This is a genomic window from Sphingomonas aliaeris, from assembly GCF_016743815.1.
Classification (GTDB): Bacteria; Pseudomonadota; Alphaproteobacteria; order Sphingomonadales; family Sphingomonadaceae; genus Sphingomonas; species Sphingomonas aliaeris.
In genome coordinates, this window is the sequence record NZ_CP061035.1 from 1,839,238 (window position 1) to 1,855,548 (window position 16,311).

Genomic DNA, 16,311 nt, shown 5'->3' on the forward strand with positions numbered 1-16,311 from the left:
CTTAGAGGCTACCCTCCGATGCTGCGCAATCCGCCAGAGGAGCGGCCTTCTTGCTCCCCTCCCGCTCGCGGGAGGGGTTGGGGGAGGGGCGTGCCGCAAGCTTCGACGTTATCGCTGCAACTACGCCGTTGAGGTTTTGCAGAACATCCGTGTTCCAGAAGCGGATGACCTCATATCCGTGGCTTTTAAGATAAGCGGTCCGGCTTGCATCGGCCTCCGGCGTGTGTTGGCCGCCGTCCACCTCGATGACCAGCTTCGACGATCGCGCTACGAAGTCACAGATGAATGGCCCGACGGGGACTTGCCGGTTGAAGCGGGCGCCTGCGATCTTGCGCGCGCTGATGGCGCGCCACAGCAGGCGTTCGGCCTCCGTTGCGTTTTGACGAAGTTCGCGGGATCGGGTTCTCTGTTCCATTCCCTCGCTTTCGTTGACTTCCCTCCCCGGCCCCTCCCGCAAGCGGGAGGGGAGAAGAAGGTTACGCCGCGCGCTTTACCGACAGGTAATCCACCACCTTCGCCAGCGTCGCACGCAGCTCCTTGCGGTGCGTGACCATGTCCAGCATGCCGTGATCGAGCAGATATTCCGCGCGCTGGAAGCCCTCGGGCAGCTTTTCGCGGATCGTCTGTTCGATCACGCGCTGGCCGGCGAAACCGATGAGGGCGCCGGGCTCCGCGATCTGCACGTCGCCGAGCATCGCATAGCTTGCGGTCACGCCGCCGGTCGTCGGATCGGTCAGCACGACGATATAGGGCAGGCCCGCATCGTGCAGCATCGCGATCGCGACGGTCGCGCGGGGCATCTGCATCAGGCTGAGGATGCCTTCCTGCATGCGCGCGCCGCCGGCGGCGGTGAAGATGATGTACGGGCAATCGTCCAGGATCGCATTTTCGACGCCGCGGATGAACGCCTCGCCGACCGCGAGGCCCATCGATCCGCCCATGAAGGCGAAGTCCTGCACGCCGACGACGACCTTGTGCCCGTCGATCGTGCCGCGCGCGTTGATCAGCGCGTCGCCTTCGGACGTCGCGGCGCGGGCGGCCTTGATGCGGTCGGCATATTTCTTCGTATCGCGGAACTTGAGCGGATCGTCCGGCACCTTGGGTAGCGGGATGATCGTGTAGCTGCCCGCGTCGAACGTATAGGCGAAGCGCGTGACGGGGCCGATGCGATCGTGATGCTCGCAATGCGGGCAGACGTGGAGATTGTCCTCCAGTTCCTTCAGGAACACCATCTGGCCGCAGCCCTTGCACTTGTGCCAGAGGTTTTCGGGCGTCTCCTTGCGGGGGACGACGAACGACAGCGCGTTGCGGACGTTGTTGAGCCAACTCATGCGGTTACTTCCATTCGGGCGGCGCGGATCGCCGACGAGAGGGACTGGATATAGGCGCGGACCGGCTCTGCTGCCGCTGCGCCGTGCTGTGCGACCAGATCGACGATCGCCGAGCCGACGACGACGCCGTCCGCGACCTTCGCGACGGCAGCGGCCTGTTCCGGCGTGCGGATGCCGAAGCCGACCGCGACGGGGACGATGGTGGCGGCCTTCAGCTTGGCGACGGCGTCCTCGATCGAGGATTGTGCCGCCTGTTGCAGGCCGGTGATGCCGGCGACGCTGACATAATAGACGAAGCCGCTGGCGCCGTTCAGCACGGTCGGCAGGCGCGCGGCGTCGGTCGTCGGGGTGGCGAGTCGGATCAGGTCGATTCCGGCGGAGCGCAATGCGGGGCCGAGTTCCTCATCCTCCTCGGGCGGGATATCGACGCAGATCACGCCGTCGACGCCCGCGTCGCGCGCGGCGGCGGCGAACCAGTCGGCGCCGCGGATCGTCATCGGGTTGGCATAGCCCATCAGGACGAGCGGGGTATCCGGATGGCGCGCGCGGAAGGCCTTGGCGATGTTCAGGATATCGGCGGTTTTCGTACCCGCGGCGAGGCTGCGCAGGTTCGCCGCCTGGATCGCGGGGCCGTCAGCCATCGGATCGGTGAAGGGCATGCCGAGTTCGATCACGTCCGCGCCGCCCGCGACCAGCGCGTCGAGCACGGCGGCGGTGGCGTGCGGAGTCGGGTCGCCCGCGGTGACGAAGGTGACGAGCGCGGGGTGGGCCTTGGCGAAGGCGGTAGAGAGGCGGGTCATTTGGACCATTTCATTCCCGACTTTGGCGACGAACGTTTGAGCCATTTTGGGCCATACACGCCGAAAATCACACCGACGAAAGTTGCCAAAAACGAACGGAGATTGCTCGACAACCCTGCCATCGCGGCAAGGTAGCCGACCGCTGAACCTGCCAATACCGCTGCGGTCACCAACAAAGCCGCTCGAGAAACGGCTCTCACATCTCCACTCCCAGCGCTTCGGCGACGGTGAAGATGTCCTTGTCGCCGCGGCCGCAGAGGTTGGCGAGGATGATCTGGTCGCGGTCCATCTCGCGCGCACGTTTCGCGACGACGGCGATGGCGTGGGAGGGTTCCAGCGCGGGGATGATGCCTTCGGTGCGGCAGAGGAACTGGAACGCGTCCAGCGCCTCGACGTCGGTCGCCGAAGTATATTCGACGCGGCCGATCGAATGCAGCCAGGAATGTTCGGGGCCGATGCCGGGATAATCGAGACCGGCGGAGATCGAGTGTGCCTCGGTGATCTGGCCGTCCTCGTCCTGCAACAGGTACGTCTTGTTGCCGTGCAGGATGCCGGGCGATCCGCCCGCGAGCGACGCGGCATGTTCCTTGTCGAGGCCGTGGCCGGCCGCTTCGACGCCCAGCATCTTGACGTCGGTATCGTCGAGGAACGGGTGGAACAGGCCGATCGCGTTCGATCCGCCGCCGATCGCCGCGACGAGCAGGTCGGGCAGGCGATCGATGCGCGACAGCATCTGTTCGCGCGCCTCGCGGCCGATGACGCTTTGAAAGTCGCGGACGAGTTCGGGATAGGGGTGCGGGCCGGCTGCGGTGCCGATGATGTAGAACGTGTCGTGGACGTTCGCGACCCAGTCGCGCATCGCCTCGTTCATCGCATCCTTCAGCGTGTGCGCGCCGCTCTTCACCGGGCGAACTTCCGCGCCGAGCAGCTTCATGCGGAATACGTTCGGTGCCTGACGCTCGACGTCCTTCGCGCCCATATAGATGACGCAGGGCAGGCCGAACCGCGCGCAGACGGTCGCGGTGGCGACCCCGTGCTGGCCCGCGCCCGTCTCGGCGATGATGCGCGTCTTGCCCATGCGGATCGCGAGCAGGATCTGCCCAATGCAATTGTTGATCTTGTGCGCGCCGGTGTGATTCAGTTCGTCGCGCTTGAACCAGACCTGCGCTCCCTTGCCCTCGGGCGCGGATCCGCGCAGCGCTTCGGTCAGGCGTTCGGCATAATAAAGCGGGCTGGGACGGCCGACATAATGTTCGAGCAGATCCTCGAACTGCGCAGTGAAGGCGGGATCGGCCTTGGCGGCGCGGTACGCCTTGTCGAGATCCAGCACGAGCGGCATCAGCGTCTCGGCGACGTAGCGACCGCCGAAATCCCCGAAATGCCCCCGGTCGTCGGGTTGGGCGCGGAAGGAATTCGGGGTGGACGGTGCCGGGTTAAGCGTTGCTTGATCTGGCGTTTGTGGGGCGTTCATCGGGCGGCTTTAAGCGGGTCCGCCCGCCGAGCCAAGCCCGTTAGAGTGCGGACGCGGCCTTCAGGAAGGCAGCGATCTTGCCCGGATCCTTGATCCCCGCCGAGGATCCGACGCCGGACGAGACGTCGACCAGTTCGGCGCCGGTGATGCGGACCGCCTCCGCCATGTTGACGGGGTCGAGCCCGCCGGACAGCGCCCAGGGCAGCGGATGGCGGAAACCCTGCAACAAAGTCCAGTCGAAGCGGACACCCATGCCGCCGGGCAAGGTCGCGCCGGCAGGCGTCTTGGCATCGTACAGGATGCGGTCGGCGATGCCCTGGTAGCGGGCGGCGGCGGCAAGATCGACGTTCTGTTTCACCGCAACTGCGGCCCAGACCGGAAGCTTCGTCTTCGCGCGGATCGCGGCGGCGCGTTCGGGCGAGGTGGTGTGAAGTTGCAAGGCTTGCAGGCTGCCGGCGGAAATCGCGGAGTCGAGCAAGGCGTCGTCGGGATCGACGAATACGCCGACGCGCGTGACATGATTCGGCACGCGCGCCGCCAGTTGCTGCGCGCGTTCCCGCGACAGGTTGCGCGGCGAGGGGGCGAAGAAGACGAAGCCGACATGGCTGGCCCCGCCGCGTATCGCGGTGTCCAGCGTTTCGGGAGTCGAGAGACCGCAGATCTTGGCGTTGAGTGTCATGGCGCGGCTGTACACGGTATCGGGTGAAAGAGAGCCTAACGATATGGCGTCGGTGCGGTCTTACAGCGTCGCTTCGATCTCGCGCGCGGCGAGGTCCGGATTTTCGGCCTGTGTGATCGGACGGCCGATGACGAGGATCGACGCGCCGGAATCGAGCGCGGCGCGGGGCGTGACGACGCGTTTCTGGTCACCGATCGTGCCGTTCGACGGGCGGACGCCGGGGACGACGAAGAACCCCTTCGGCCACGCCTTCTTCGCCGCGCCGACTTCCTCGCCCGAACAGACGATGCCGTCGATCTGCGCTTCCATCGCCAGTTCGGTCAGGCGCAGGACCTGATCGTGCGCGCTGCCGCGGACGCCGGTGCTGGCCAGATCGGTATCGTCCAGGCTGGTGAGCATCGTCACCGCGACGACCTTCGTGCCGGTCGGCGCGGCGGCCTTGGCATCCTCCAGCATCGCGCGACCGCCCGAGGCATGAACGGTCAGGATGGCGGGTTCGAGCGGACGCAGCGCCTGGATCGCCTTGGCGACGGTATTGGGAATGTCGTGGAACTTGAGGTCGAGGAAGATCGGCAGGCCTAGTTCGGCCATCTCGCGAACGCCCGACCGGCCGTTCGCCATGAAGAATTCGAGCCCGAGTTTGAGGCCGCCGACATGGTGATGGACGCGCTGCGCCAGCGCCTTCGCCCTGGCGAGATCGGGCGTGTCGAGTGCGACGAAGATGCGGTTGCTCATTACGCGCCACCCGGCGGTACGGCGGTGGGGATGGAGGCCGGCGGGATCGCGTGGGCGGCGACGGGCAAGGGTTCGGGATCGGCGGCAAGACGGGGCGCGGGGACGGCGGCGGTGGCGCGCAGCGTCTCCACGGCATTCTGCGCGGTGGTCAGGCGTTGACGGAGCCGCCAGCGCACCGCCTGATAATAGGCCATCGTCGGCAGCAGCCCGAGCAGGAAGACGACGAACAGCAGCAGCGGCAGGTTCACTTCCGCGATCAGCCCGCCCCACAGCTTGATCTGCACGTTGGTCCAATTGCCGATGGTGAAGATCGCAGCGAGAAAGGCGAGCAGGCACCAGAACAGGATTTTCAGGAATTGCATGCGTGCAGGCTAACGTGGGTCAGCGCGGTTGACTAGTGGGGCGGGGTTTGGGGTGGGGCCTGTGTTTGCGGTCGTCAGTCCCGCGCAGGCGGGAAACCATACCGGGGGGACGGTGCGGTTCTTTTTACGACGGTTCAGAGGGGGCGGGCGACGGGTCTTGCGTCGGAGGTCGGTGATTATGGATCCCCTGGACTCACGAAAGAAGTGCACCGCTGCTAGGGTGGTAGTGCGATGGGGCGAAGATACAGGCAGCTCAGCCTAGACGAGCGGATCGAGATCGCGCGGCTGCATGCCGCCGGGCTGTCGGATCGTGCGATAGCGGCGGCGATCGGCCGGGATCATACGACGATCGGTCGCGAGCGGCGGCGCAATAGCCAGCGGACGAAGGTCTGGGACGGTGGCTATGCCCCGGCGCGGGCGCATGCGCTGGCGGCACGGCGGCGGCGCTGGGACGGCCGCTTCAAGCTGGTACGCCAGCCGGACCTGCGAGAGATCGTGAGGAAAGGCCTTGCGATGGGACATTCCCCCGAACAGATCGCCGGCCGGCTGGCGCGTGATGCTGGTCGCACCGTGATCAGCCATGAGTCAATCTATCGCTACGTCTATCACCGCTCGGCGCAGAAAGACCATTGGCACCGCCTGCTGCCCCGCGCGAAGTTCAGGCGCGGGCGATATGCACGCCGCGGCGGCAGTCCGGCCAGCTTCATCCAGCACCGTATACCCCTGTCCGAACGGCCCGCAGAGGCCGACCGGCGCGACCAGCCGGGCCACTGGGAGGCCGACTACATGCTGTTCGCCCGATACGGCCACAACATCCTCGTCATGCACGAACGACAGACCCGCTTCACCATCCTCGACAAGCCACCGCACCGCAAAGCCGCCTTGACCGCCAGCCGTATCGCAGCGCGGCTCGGCGCCATCCCCCGCGACATGCGGCGCACCATCAGCTTCGATAATGGCACCGAATTCGCCGAGCATCATCGCCTGCGCGATCGTCTCGGCGTCGCCACCTTCTTCTGCGATGTCCGCAGCCCCTGGCAAAAAGGCGGGGTCGAAAATACCATCGGACGGCTGCGCCGCGTCCTGCCCCGCAAGACCGATCTCAATACGATCACCCACCGCCAACTTTGTGCCTATGCCGAACGCCTCAACAATACCCCCAGAAAATGCCTCGACTTCCAGACACCCGCCGAGGCATTCATCGCTCTCTCAAACGGTGCACTTCAAACGTGAATCCACATCCCCGCCTGCGCGGGGATGACGGTGGGCGGTGTGGGAGGGGCGGTCACCCGATCTCGCGGCGGAGCGCCTCGATCAGCCCCGGGACGGCGGTGAGCTTGGGTTCTTCCTCGTCCAGGATCGCCTTGAATGCGGCGTGTTTCACCACGGCGACGCGGCCCGGTTTCAGACGCATCTTGGCGGGCAGGGTGGAGACGATGATGTCGATCATCCGTTCCGCGCCGTGCAGCCGGCCCCACAGATAGTCGTTCTCGCGGTAGGCGCGGCTGAAGAATGCACCGAACTTGTTGAAGCGGATGCCCTTCAACGTCGCCTCCGCGCCGCCGGGGCGGATCGAGCGGGCGTCGTCGGGGGCGATGCGGTCGACCTTGATCGGGTCGAATTCGTCGGTGCCTTCGCCTTGCAGCAGCGGCAGGGTCGCGACGTCGAAGAACGGGAAGCCGAGATAGGTCAGGAGGATCGGCCGTCGCGTTTCGCGCGGCAGGCCGGCGAAAGCAGTCGCGAGGCGGGCGTCGGTCTCGGCGTCGAGCCGGGTCAGATCGAGTGATTCTCCCAGCCGATCCAGCAACGGCCCGGCATCGCCGCGCAATTCGCGCACGTCGCGTTGCAGATGGGCATGCGCTTCGGTCCGCTTGACTTCCAGATAGGCCGCGAGCGATTCGTAGATCGCGTCGCGCATCCCGCCGAGATCGCCATGCCCTTCCTCCGCCTCCAATTCGGTCAGATGCCTGCCCAGCAGGCGCAGGCGGCGGATGCGGAAGGCGAGGTCGTAGGCGCGCAGGAAGTCGATCGTCTCCTTGCTCGCCCCGCCGGTGAAGCCGGAGCCGATCGCGTCCGACCCCGCGCGCGGCGACGGCGGCGGCGATATGATCGCGGATGCGGTACCAGCGGCCCGGACCCGGCTCGCCCCCGGCATGGTAGAGCAGGGCGGTGATGTTCTCGATCACGCCGGCGACCTTCAAATGGCCGTAGGCGGCATAGCCATAGCCCGCCTTGGTCGCGGCGGCGTTCTGCGCGCGACGACGCCATCCCGCCAGCCGCGCTGTCGTCGGCGAATCGAGGAACAGGGTGTAGCCGAACAGGGATCCGACCTGAGCCTCGACCTCGCCGCGGATCGCGGTGGTGATGCCGCGCATGCGTTCGATCCGTGCTGAGCGTTCGGCGATCGCTTCCAGATTGTCGCGGATCGGCTGCTGGCGCGGCAATTCGCTGACCGCGCCCAGGATCGTCTGGAAGAAACTCGGCTTGTCGAGCGCGGCGTTGCCGAAGTGGATCTTCATCCCCGGCGACGGATCGATATAGATGAAGCGGCGGTCGATCTCGCGCCGGGCCGGGCGTTCGCGCAAGGCATCGATCGCCGGGCGGAAAGGCGCGTTGGCAAGGACCGATCCGTCGATCAGCACCGCCTTGTCGGCGACATTGGCGGCGAACTGGCGCGGCAGGATGCGTTTCAGGAACGCCGCGCGGCCGGGCCATTCCGCGTCCCGCGTCTCCAGCACGGTGTCGAGTTCGCCGACCGTGAAGGGCGGGAAGGCGCCGGGGAAACTGCTTGTCGCCCGCCCGGCGAAGGTCAGTTCGGCATGGTCGGCGAGCGTCTCGCACGGCGTGCCGTGATCGGTGAACGGCACGACGATGCGATGTTCGGTCTCCATCACCTCGGCAGGCGAGTGGAGTTGCAGCCGTTCGGGATGGCCGCGGAAATCGGTGACGGTGACGAACAGATCGAGCGGCTGGCCCGAGGGGAGCAGGCGCGGGCCTTTCGGACCCGTCGCCATCGCCTCCAGCGCATCGAGGATCAGGCCGGTGAAGCGTTCTCCGCCGAACGGGGGTTCGAACCAGCGCGAGCGGACGAAGTGGGACAGTTTCCGCCGCACTTCCTCGCGCGTTTCGGGATCGACCGTCTCGTCGACCTTGCCGCCCTCGCGCCCCGCCGCCATCCACGCGATCGGGATCGCCCATGCCTTGGACATGCGCGATTGCGGCGCGGCGTCCTTGTCGATCAACGCCTCGACATCGGCAGAATCGAGCCAGAGCTGCGTCAGGGGTTCGAGGCTCTGCCCGGTCGCGATCGCCTGCGCCAGGAACACGCCGTTCAGCCCGCCCGCGCTCGCCCCCGCGATGATATCGACCAGCACGCGCAGGCGCAGGCCGGTATCGTCCTGTATTTCCTGCAACAGGGCGCGATAGACCGCCTGGCTGCCGCTGGCGGGCGGGGTATCGGACAGGAAGGCCTCGCTTGCGCGGGCGAGACGCCAGATCTCCTTGGAGATACCGTGCATGTAGACGGCGAGGCTGATGCCGCCATAGCAGACCAGAGCGAGACGGAGTTCCTTTTCCCGCATTGTCAGCAGCCTCTACCCGTCCCGGTTGCGCCCCGCTTCGGGGGTCCCTCTTCTCCAGTATAGGAGGATTGGCCGACAGTCCGTCCCGATCCGTTCACGCCGCCTCCAGCACCGCCCAGATCGGCAAGTGATCGGACGCCTTGCGCGATGCGGCGCTTTGATGCGCGCCCGCGTCCAGCACCTTGAAGTCACGCGAGACCATGATCCGGTCGAGCCGCGCGACCGGGCGGCGGACGTGGAAGCTCGGGCCAGTGGTGGCGAAATCATAGTCCTTGCCGAAATCGCGCAGGCATCCGCTGCCCGCGCTCCATTCGTTGAGGTCGCCCATCATCACGGTCGGATGCCGTGTCGCGCAGGCGTCGACATGCGTGGTGATCGCTTGTGCCTGACGTCGCCGCCATAGGCCGGACAGGTCGAGATGCATGCCGACGATACGCACCGGAACGCCGTTCGCGCGGACATCCGCCATCACCGCGCCGCGTGGTTCCAGCGCGGGCAGGTGGATCGCCTCGCTGTCCATCACCACCGCGTCCTTGCGGACGAGCAGGACGTTGCCGTGCCAGCCCATCGACCCGGCATTGACGCCGAACGGGATCGCCTTCCACGGGGAATGCTCCTCCAGCGTATGGACGGGAATGACGCAGGCCTTCGCCCCGAAGCGTCGGTCGGCCTCCTGAAGCGCGACCACGTCGGCGTCGATTTCGCGCAGGACTTCCAGAATACGCATCGGATCGCGACGGCGATCGAGCCCGATACCCTTGTGGATGTTGTAGCTGGCGACCTTTATCTGGTGTGCGATCATCGGGAGCGGTAACGCCGATCGAGGGAGATTGTGCCGGGGGCGGAACCGAATCCCGCGGCGGTGGCGGTTTCGCGGAGACGAAAGAAGTGGTGCCGGTTGCAGGAATCGAACCCGCGACATCCAGTTTACAAAACTGGCGCTCTACCAACTGAGCTAAACCGGCCCGGGTGCGGCGCTCTTTTGCGTCAGGTTACGCCGAAGGTCCAGCCCTCGGTGCGGGCAATTTCATCCGTCATGGCGGGGGGATGCCACAAGTCCGCACGATCGGCATTGGCGCGGAGCCATGCGGCGGTCAGGATCGCGTCGCTGCTGTGATCGTCGATCGGGCCATTGCCGGGCACGGGCAGGCTGCCGATCGTGGTGAGCGCGGCGTTTAGATCGGCGATGGTCCGCATCTTGGTGCGGCCCTTCGACCGACCGGCGCCCAGCGCAGCGATGCTGGTGTAGATTTCCACGATCAGCGATCCCCCGGTCGGGCGATCGAACGGCCAGATCGGGACGCGGCCGGCAAGCTGGTGGAGCACACGCATGCCCGTCAGGCTCGACTTGCCGACCTGCGCCGCGCCGACCAGGTTGAAGCTGCTATAGGGGTTGAGGCCCTGAGCACGCTGCGCCTGTTCGGTGGCGCGCAGCCGCCCGTGGCGTTCGAAGAACTCGCCCTTGCGCCCGCCATGATGCCGGAAGTGGCGCGATGCCTCGACATGGTCGACGAACGAGGTTGCCGACAGATGCGCGTCGTCGGCGCAGATCCGATCGACCAGTGCCCAGAGTGCGCGGGCGTCGGGCGGACTGTCGGCCCAGCCCGGAAAGAAGGCGCCTGTGTCGGCGAACGGCAGGGACGGGCCGAGATCCAGGCCGACGAGCGTATCGGCCGGCATGTCGTGGAGCAGCCAGTCGAGCGCGGCGTGTCGCGCCCAGCCTTCCGTCGGCAGGATAAGCGTGGGTGCGTCGACGCCGGTATCGCATATCGCGACCGCAATCCCCTTCTGCCGCGCGCCCACCGCGCCGGACCAGTCGATCGCGGCGAATTGCCTGAAACGGGTCATCGCGTTCTGCCGGCCGGCCGTTGCCGCTTCCGCGACCAACCATGACGTTGCAGCCGGCTGGGTTGGATCCGAACGACCGGGGGCAATGCGATGCCGATCATCGGGCGGAATGTGGCAAAGGACGTCGGACTCCGGAGCATGCGGTCGGTTTGAGCGCGTATCTACCATCGGCGGATCGTCCGGGTCTAATCTCTCTTATAATAGGATCGGCCGCCACCAATCCGGCTTGGCCCGATCACGTTCGATGGCAATTTTCCGACACATGCGCTGAAGAATTAAGATAACGATGATAAGTTTAATGATGTTTTCAAATTAGATCAGGCTTTTTCAAGATAGATAAGTCTTAGTCCAAACCTGCAAATTCTGATATGCGTCCATTGATTAAGTGGCACAATATTGTTTGATGTCAATATGATTTTTCCAAAGATTTGCCGATATACTGATAATTTACCACATTTTTACCATTGATATCTAGATGGTGACATTCCCGCACTGGAGTTCATCATGAAGCGCTTCTCCCTAATCGTCTCGATCTCGTACCTCGCCCTCTCTGCGCCGGCACTGGCGAAGGCGGTTTCGGCCGACGAGCCGGCGAACGTCGCGCAGTCGGACGAGCAGTCCGCCAACGCGAAACCCAAGGCGTTCACGACCGGAGTGGCGAAGGGTCGCGACATGTTCGACACGGCGATCTCGGCCAGCACGCTGGACGACACCGACATCCAGAAGATTTCCGCGGTATCGGTGGCAGAGATCATCGGCAACATTCCGGGCATCCGGTCCGAAGGGTCCGGCACGGACGGCTTTTCCGCCATTTCGATCCGCGGCCTGCCGCTCGCGGCGGATGGGGCGAAATTCCTGCAGCTGCAGGAAGACGGCCTGCCGGTCCTCGAATTTGGCGATATTCATTTCGCGTCGTCGGACGCGTTCCTGCGCCCGGACCTGAGTCTGTCGCAGATCCAGACGATCCGCGGCGGATCGGCGTCGACCTTCGCATCCAACGCGCCGGGTGGCGTGGTCAACTTCCTGTCCAAGACAGGCGAGGTCGAGGGCGGCTCGATCATGGCCAGCGCCGGCCTGGACCACGACCGGTATCGCATGGACTTCAACTATGGCGGTCGCATCGCCGCGGACTGGCGCTTCAACGTCGGTGGCTTCTACCGCGAGGGCGAAGGCCCGCGCGCGGTCGGGTTCAACGCCTTCAAGGGCGGACAGATCAAAGCGAACCTAACGCGCGAATTCGCCGGCGGGGGGTATATCCGCCTGTACGGCAAGTATCTGAACGACCGCCAGCCCACCTATGCGATGTTTCCGATCGGAGTGACCGGTACGAACGGTTCGCCGAATTATGCCAATCTGCCCGGGTTGGATGTCCGGCGTGACTCCACGATGTCGCAATTCAACACGTCCTTTCCGATGCTCGACCAGGATAATCGGGTGACGACCGCCAGCGGGCGTAACGGCATCCGCGCGGTGTCCAGCGCAGTGGGACTTGAAGCGCAGTTCGAGGTCGACGAATGGTCGGTGACCGAGCGGTTTCGGTTCTCGGCGAACTCGGGTGAGTTCAATCAGGTTGCTACCATGGCGATCGCGCCGGCAAACGTCTTTCGAGGCACCGGCAACCTAACCTATGCCAACGGTCCGAAGACCGGTCAGGCCGTCAGCGCAGACACGTTGATGATCCTGGGGCTGTCGATTAATGCGAAACTCAACGATCTGGGAACAGTGACCAACGACGTGCGCGCAAGCCGGGGCTGGGACGTCGGTTCTGGGACGCTGACCACGAGCGGGGGCGTGTATTATTCCTCGCAGGACATCGACATGTTCTGGAGCTTCACGACCACGGTACAGGATGTCGCCGCGAATGGCGCGTCTTCATTCGTCAATATCGCGACGCCGGATGGCGCGATCACGCAGAACGGCGTCCTGGCCTACACGCTTCAGGCGCCACAGAATTATCACGAGCGGTTCGACGTCAATTACCGGGTCATCGCGCCTTATGCGTCATTGAATTACAAGCTCGGCAAACTGGCGATCGGCGGCAGCCTCCGTCTCGATACCGGCAAGGTGACGGGGCGCCTCTATGGGGCCGATCTCGGCGGCGGCCGTAACGGCTATGCAGTGGTCGATATGAACGGCGACGGCGTGATCCAGCCGACCGAACGACAGGTCGCGACGCTACCGCTGAGCCAGCCGGGCAACGTCAATTACGACTATGACTATCTGTCCTACTCGCTCAGCGCCAATTACCGCTTCGCGGACTCGCTATCGACGTTCGTCCGGTACAGCCGTGGCGCGCGTGCGGGCGCGGATCGCCTGTTCTTCTCGCCCTCGCACGATCCGATCGGGGGCGGTCTGACCGATCCGAAAACCGCTTTCGGTTACGTCAAGCAAGCCGAAGCGGGCGTCAAGATCCGCTCCAGCGACTTCTCGGCCTATGCGACCGGCTTCTGGGCATCGACCAGCGATCGGAATTTCCAGATCTCGACTGACGCCAACGGCGCGTCGATCGTCGTGCCGATCGACCGCTCGTACACTGCAAAGGGCGTCGAGTTGGAGGGCGCGTGGCACAACGGGCCGTTCAGCCTGACGCTCAACGGCACCTACACGCGCGCGAAGATCGACAAGGACGTGCTGGATGCGACGCTGAACGGAAACCGGCCACGGCACCAGGCGAACTTCTTCTTCGCCGCGCGGCCGCAGCTCGAATCCGGGGCGGTGACGATTGGGACGCTGGTGAACGGCACGACGAGCAGCTTCGCGCAGGACGGCAACATGCTCAAGCAGCCCGGCTATGTCATCGTCAGTCCGTACGTTCAGTATCGCATCGACGCCCGCACGCGTTTGTCGCTGAACGCGTTCAACGTGCTCGACAAGATCGCGCTCATCTCGGTTTCTGCCCCCACCGTTCCGGCGAGCGGCATCACCGAGGCACAGGCGCTCAACGGCCGAACTATCTCGGCATCGTTGCGCTTCGACTTCTGAAACCTGGCGGCCGGTGGCGCGAGCCGCCGGTCACCGAAATACCATCGCCTCCCCGGTTCGCGCCGGGGAGGCTTTTTCGTCGGTATCGCTCAGCGGCGCATCTCGTCCCTTAGCTTCTGCCAGTAATCCAGTCGCTTCCCGATCTCGCGTTCGAAACCGCGCTCGACCGGTTCGTAGAAGGTCTGCGGCTCCATCCCCTCGGGCCAGTAATCGTGCCCTGAAAAGCCATCCGCCATATCGTGGTCGTAGCCATAGCCTTTGCCATAGCCGATGTCCTTCATCAGCTTGGTCGGGGCATTCAGGATGTTGTCCGGGGGGCTCAGCGATCCGGTTTCCTTCGCCGACCGCCATGCCGCCTTCTGCGCCTTGTACCCGGCATTCGATTTGGGTGCCGTGGCGAGATACAGGCATGCCTGCGCGATCGCGAGTTCCCCTCCGGCGAGCCCAGAAAGTCGTACGTGTCCTTCGCCGCGATACACTGCACCAGCGCGTTGGGGTCGGCGAGGCCGATATCCTCGACCGCCGCGCGCGTCAGCCGCCGCAGGACGAACAAGGGTTCCTCGCCCGCGGTCAGCATTCGCGCGAGATAATAAAGCGCGGCCTGCGGATCGCTGCCGCGGATCGATTTGTGCAGCGCGCTGATCAAATTGTAATGACCCTCGCGATCCTTGTCATACACCGCGACGCGGCGTTGCAGGAACGCGGACAGGCCGGCGGGATCGAGCGGTTCGGGCAGGTCGACGGAGAACAGGGTTTCCGCCTGGTTGAGCAGGAACCGGCCGTCGCCGTCGGCCTGTGCGACCATCGCGTCGCGGGCTTCCGGGGTCAGGGGCAGGGGGCGACCCTCCGTATCCTCCGCACGATCGAGCAATTTGGTGAGCGCGGCGGCATCGAGGCGGTGCAGGATCAGCACCTGTGCGCGGCTGAGCACGGCGGCGTTCAGTTCGAAGCTGGGATTCTCCGTCGTCGCGCCGACAAGCGTGACGGTGCCATCCTCGACATAGGGCAGGAAGCCGTCCTGCTGCGCGCGGTTGAAGCGGTGGATTTCGTCCACGAACAACAGGGTCCGCTTGCCGATCCGGGCATGATCGCGCGCCTCGGCAAACGCCTTTTTCAGGTCCGCCACGCCCGAGAACACCGCCGAGATCGCGACGAAGCGCAGGTCGACCGCATCGGCGAGCAGCCGCGCGATCGTCGTCTTGCCGGTGCCGGGCGGGCCCCACAGGATCATCGAGGATAGTCGCCCCGCGGCGACCATCCGGCCGATCGCGCCTTCCGGTCCGGTAATGTGATCCTGCCCGACCACCTCGGAAAGCGTGCGCGGCCGCAGCCGGTCGGCAAGGGGCGCGTTTTCCGGAGCAGCCTCGCGGGCGGGCGGATCGAAAGATGCGAACAGGTCGGCCATTGTCGCGCAAGATAGGCGGTGGAGGCTGGCACGACCAGTGCTTGGCTGTCCGCCTCCGCCACGCTGACATCCACCGTCCATCGGGATTTCATTCGATCGACCCCTTGCGGAAAACAATCTGAGATATATCTTAGACCCATCTAGAAGATATAAGGACATTGGAATGATAGTTTTCGAAAGAGGTGACCGCGGTGGCCACAAAAGGCACGGCATGCATCGCGGTGGTGGTGGTGGCGGTGGCTTTGGCGGACGGGGTGGTCTCTCCTTCCGGTGGGGCGGCGGTGACGAGGATCGCCCCGGTGGACGTGGTCCCGGCCGCGGGCGTCGCATGTTCGACGGTGGCGAGTTGCGGCTCGTCCTGCTCGGGCTGATCGCGGAGCAACCCCGCCACGGCTACGACCTGATCCGCGAGATCGAGGCCCGTACCGGCGGCGCCTATGCGCCGAGCCCCGGGGTCGTCTATCCGACGATCACGATGCTGGACGACATGGGCATGATCGAGGAGCGCAAGGCCGAGGGCGCGAAGAAGCAGTTCGCGGTCACCAGCGCTGGCGAAGCGTTGCTGGCCGAGCGCGCGGACGAGGTCGCGGCATTGTTCGCGCGGCTTGCGGAGGTGGGTGCGGAACGGCAGCGGACCGATGGCGGGCCGATCCGGCGCGCGATGGGCAATCTCCGCCAGGTCTTGCACCAGCGGCTGAACGAAGACGATATGGACGCCGACCGGCTGCATGAAGTCGCCGCGTTGCTGGACGAGGTCGCACAGAAGATCGAGCGTTTGAAATGAGCGAGGATATGGAAAAAACCACATCGACCGCAATCGTCCCGACGGCCAGTGCGAGCAAATACCTGCAACAGGTGTGCAAGCACTGGGAGCATAATTTGTCGGTGGAATTCACCGCCGATCACGGCACCGTCGCGTTTCCGAAGGATGCGCGCGGGGCGGATTGGCCGGGCGATGCCCTGGTCACGTTCGACGCCGGGGCGGATGCGTTGACAGTGAAGATCGAGGCGTCGGCCGAGGGGCAGCTGGAGGCGTTGAAGGATGCCGTCGCGCGGCATGTCGACCGCTTCGCCTTTCGCGAGGCGCCCCTCACATACGACTGGCGCTAGCGCCGGC

General features: G+C 65.2%; 14 protein-coding genes, 1 tRNA gene and 2 pseudogenes. 4 read left to right on the forward strand and 13 right to left on the reverse strand.

Features of this window, described 5'->3' with window-relative positions:
* Nucleotide 1 precedes the first annotated feature (1 nt).
* From H5J25_RS08705 to H5J25_RS08740, 8 genes are all read right to left on the reverse strand, one after another.
* Nucleotides 2-415, reverse strand: coding sequence for an endonuclease domain-containing protein (locus H5J25_RS08705; protein ID WP_202095707.1), 414 nt, complete (start codon nucleotides 413-415; stop codon nucleotides 2-4).
* Between the two features lie 61 nt (nucleotides 416-476).
* On the reverse strand, nucleotides 477-1,331 hold the full coding sequence (gene accD / locus H5J25_RS08710) for an acetyl-CoA carboxylase, carboxyltransferase subunit beta (protein WP_202095708.1): 855 nt from the start codon (nucleotides 1,329-1,331) through the stop codon (nucleotides 477-479).
* The gene (trpA, locus tag H5J25_RS08715) at nucleotides 1,328-2,131 is read right to left on the reverse strand and encodes a tryptophan synthase subunit alpha (protein WP_202095709.1); all 804 of its coding nucleotides are present in this window, start codon (nucleotides 2,129-2,131) and stop codon (nucleotides 1,328-1,330) included. Before trpA ends, accD begins: the two co-directional genes overlap by 4 nt.
* Entirely contained in the window at nucleotides 2,128-2,301 is a 174-nt protein-coding gene (locus H5J25_RS08720; RefSeq protein ID WP_202095710.1) for a hypothetical protein, read from the reverse strand. The genes trpA and H5J25_RS08720 overlap by 4 nt, the downstream gene beginning before the upstream one ends.
* 26 nt (nucleotides 2,302-2,327) lie before the next feature.
* A complete protein-coding gene (gene trpB, locus H5J25_RS08725; protein ID WP_202095711.1) occupies nucleotides 2,328-3,602 on the reverse strand; it encodes a tryptophan synthase subunit beta in 1,275 nt (424 codons plus the stop codon).
* A 40-nt stretch (nucleotides 3,603-3,642) separates the two neighbouring features.
* Complete coding sequence (locus H5J25_RS08730; protein ID WP_202095713.1) at nucleotides 3,643-4,281, reverse strand: phosphoribosylanthranilate isomerase; 639 nt, start codon at nucleotides 4,279-4,281, stop codon at nucleotides 3,643-3,645.
* A 60-nt stretch (nucleotides 4,282-4,341) separates the two neighbouring features.
* Nucleotides 4,342-5,016: an orotidine-5'-phosphate decarboxylase gene (pyrF, locus tag H5J25_RS08735; RefSeq protein ID WP_202095714.1), complete on the reverse strand. Its 675-nt coding sequence runs from the start codon at nucleotides 5,014-5,016 to the stop codon at nucleotides 4,342-4,344.
* Nucleotides 5,016-5,378 carry a hypothetical protein gene (locus tag H5J25_RS08740; protein ID WP_202095716.1) on the reverse strand — a complete coding sequence of 121 codons (363 nt, stop codon included), beginning with the start codon at nucleotides 5,376-5,378 and terminating at the stop codon, nucleotides 5,016-5,018. Before H5J25_RS08740 ends, pyrF begins: the two co-directional genes overlap by 1 nt.
* 231 nt (nucleotides 5,379-5,609) lie before the next feature.
* On the opposite strand from H5J25_RS08740, the gene H5J25_RS08745 reads away from it, so the two are divergent.
* Nucleotides 5,610-6,611, forward strand: a complete 1,002-nt coding sequence (locus H5J25_RS08745) for an IS30 family transposase (RefSeq protein ID WP_202095718.1) — start codon at nucleotides 5,610-5,612, stop codon at nucleotides 6,609-6,611.
* Nucleotides 6,612-6,663: 52 nt separating this feature from the next.
* Here the strand turns inward: H5J25_RS08745 and H5J25_RS08750 are convergent.
* The 4 genes and pseudogenes from H5J25_RS08750 to H5J25_RS08765 all read right to left on the reverse strand — a co-directional run bounded on the left by H5J25_RS08750 (nucleotide 6,664) and on the right by H5J25_RS08765 (nucleotide 10,807).
* A pseudogene (locus tag H5J25_RS08750) lies at nucleotides 6,664-8,959 on the reverse strand (patatin-like protein).
* A 94-nt stretch (nucleotides 8,960-9,053) separates the two neighbouring features.
* Nucleotides 9,054-9,761, reverse strand: a complete 708-nt coding sequence (locus tag H5J25_RS08755) for an endonuclease/exonuclease/phosphatase family protein (protein WP_202095720.1) — start codon at nucleotides 9,759-9,761, stop codon at nucleotides 9,054-9,056.
* An 87-nt stretch (nucleotides 9,762-9,848) separates the two neighbouring features.
* A tRNA-Thr gene (locus tag H5J25_RS08760) sits at nucleotides 9,849-9,924 on the reverse strand.
* 22 nt (nucleotides 9,925-9,946) lie between these two features.
* A complete protein-coding gene (locus H5J25_RS08765) occupies nucleotides 9,947-10,807 on the reverse strand; it encodes a hypothetical protein (protein ID WP_202095721.1) in 861 nt (286 codons plus the stop codon).
* 504 nt (nucleotides 10,808-11,311) lie between these two features.
* On the opposite strand from H5J25_RS08765, the gene H5J25_RS08770 reads away from it, so the two are divergent.
* A complete protein-coding gene (locus H5J25_RS08770) occupies nucleotides 11,312-13,789 on the forward strand; it encodes a TonB-dependent receptor domain-containing protein (protein ID WP_202095722.1) in 2,478 nt (825 codons plus the stop codon).
* 89 nt (nucleotides 13,790-13,878) lie between these two features.
* On the opposite strand, the pseudogene H5J25_RS08775 reads toward H5J25_RS08770, so the two are convergent.
* Nucleotides 13,879-15,194, reverse strand: a pseudogene (locus H5J25_RS08775) (replication-associated recombination protein A).
* A gap of 211 nt (nucleotides 15,195-15,405) precedes the next feature.
* On the opposite strand from H5J25_RS08775, the gene H5J25_RS08780 reads away from it, so the two are divergent.
* Complete coding sequence (locus H5J25_RS08780) at nucleotides 15,406-15,978, forward strand: PadR family transcriptional regulator (protein ID WP_202095723.1); 573 nt, start codon at nucleotides 15,406-15,408, stop codon at nucleotides 15,976-15,978.
* 8 nt (nucleotides 15,979-15,986) lie between these two features.
* On the forward strand, nucleotides 15,987-16,304 hold the full coding sequence (locus H5J25_RS08785) for a DUF2218 domain-containing protein (protein WP_225883457.1): 318 nt from the start codon (nucleotides 15,987-15,989) through the stop codon (nucleotides 16,302-16,304).
* The last annotated feature ends 7 nt before the right edge of the window (nucleotides 16,305-16,311 follow it).

Bases quoted from the DNA above. Each gene is read 5' to 3' on its own strand.
- H5J25_RS08780 (WP_202095723.1), top strand. From the start codon at position 15,406: ATGCATCGCGGTGGTGGTGGTGGCGGTGGCTTTGGCGGACGGGGTGGT.
- H5J25_RS08740 (WP_202095716.1), bottom strand. From the start codon at position 5,378: ATGCAATTCCTGAAAATCCTGTTCTGGTGCCTGCTCGCCTTTCTCGCT.
- pyrF (WP_202095714.1), bottom strand. From the start codon at position 5,016: ATGAGCAACCGCATCTTCGTCGCACTCGACACGCCCGATCTCGCCAGG.
- trpA (WP_202095709.1), bottom strand. From the start codon at position 2,131: ATGACCCGCCTCTCTACCGCCTTCGCCAAGGCCCACCCCGCGCTCGTC.
- H5J25_RS08770 (WP_202095722.1), top strand. From the start codon at position 11,312: ATGAAGCGCTTCTCCCTAATCGTCTCGATCTCGTACCTCGCCCTCTCT.
- H5J25_RS08705 (WP_202095707.1), bottom strand. From the start codon at position 415: ATGGAACAGAGAACCCGATCCCGCGAACTTCGTCAAAACGCAACGGAG.
- H5J25_RS08755 (WP_202095720.1), bottom strand. From the start codon at position 9,761: ATGATCGCACACCAGATAAAGGTCGCCAGCTACAACATCCACAAGGGT.
- H5J25_RS08785 (WP_225883457.1), top strand. From the start codon at position 15,987: ATGGAAAAAACCACATCGACCGCAATCGTCCCGACGGCCAGTGCGAGC.
- trpB (WP_202095711.1), bottom strand. From the start codon at position 3,602: ATGAACGCCCCACAAACGCCAGATCAAGCAACGCTTAACCCGGCACCG.
- H5J25_RS08730 (WP_202095713.1), bottom strand. From the start codon at position 4,281: ATGACACTCAACGCCAAGATCTGCGGTCTCTCGACTCCCGAAACGCTG.
- H5J25_RS08745 (WP_202095718.1), top strand. From the start codon at position 5,610: ATGGGGCGAAGATACAGGCAGCTCAGCCTAGACGAGCGGATCGAGATC.
- accD (WP_202095708.1), bottom strand. From the start codon at position 1,331: ATGAGTTGGCTCAACAACGTCCGCAACGCGCTGTCGTTCGTCGTCCCC.
- H5J25_RS08765 (WP_202095721.1), bottom strand. From the start codon at position 10,807: ATGACCCGTTTCAGGCAATTCGCCGCGATCGACTGGTCCGGCGCGGTG.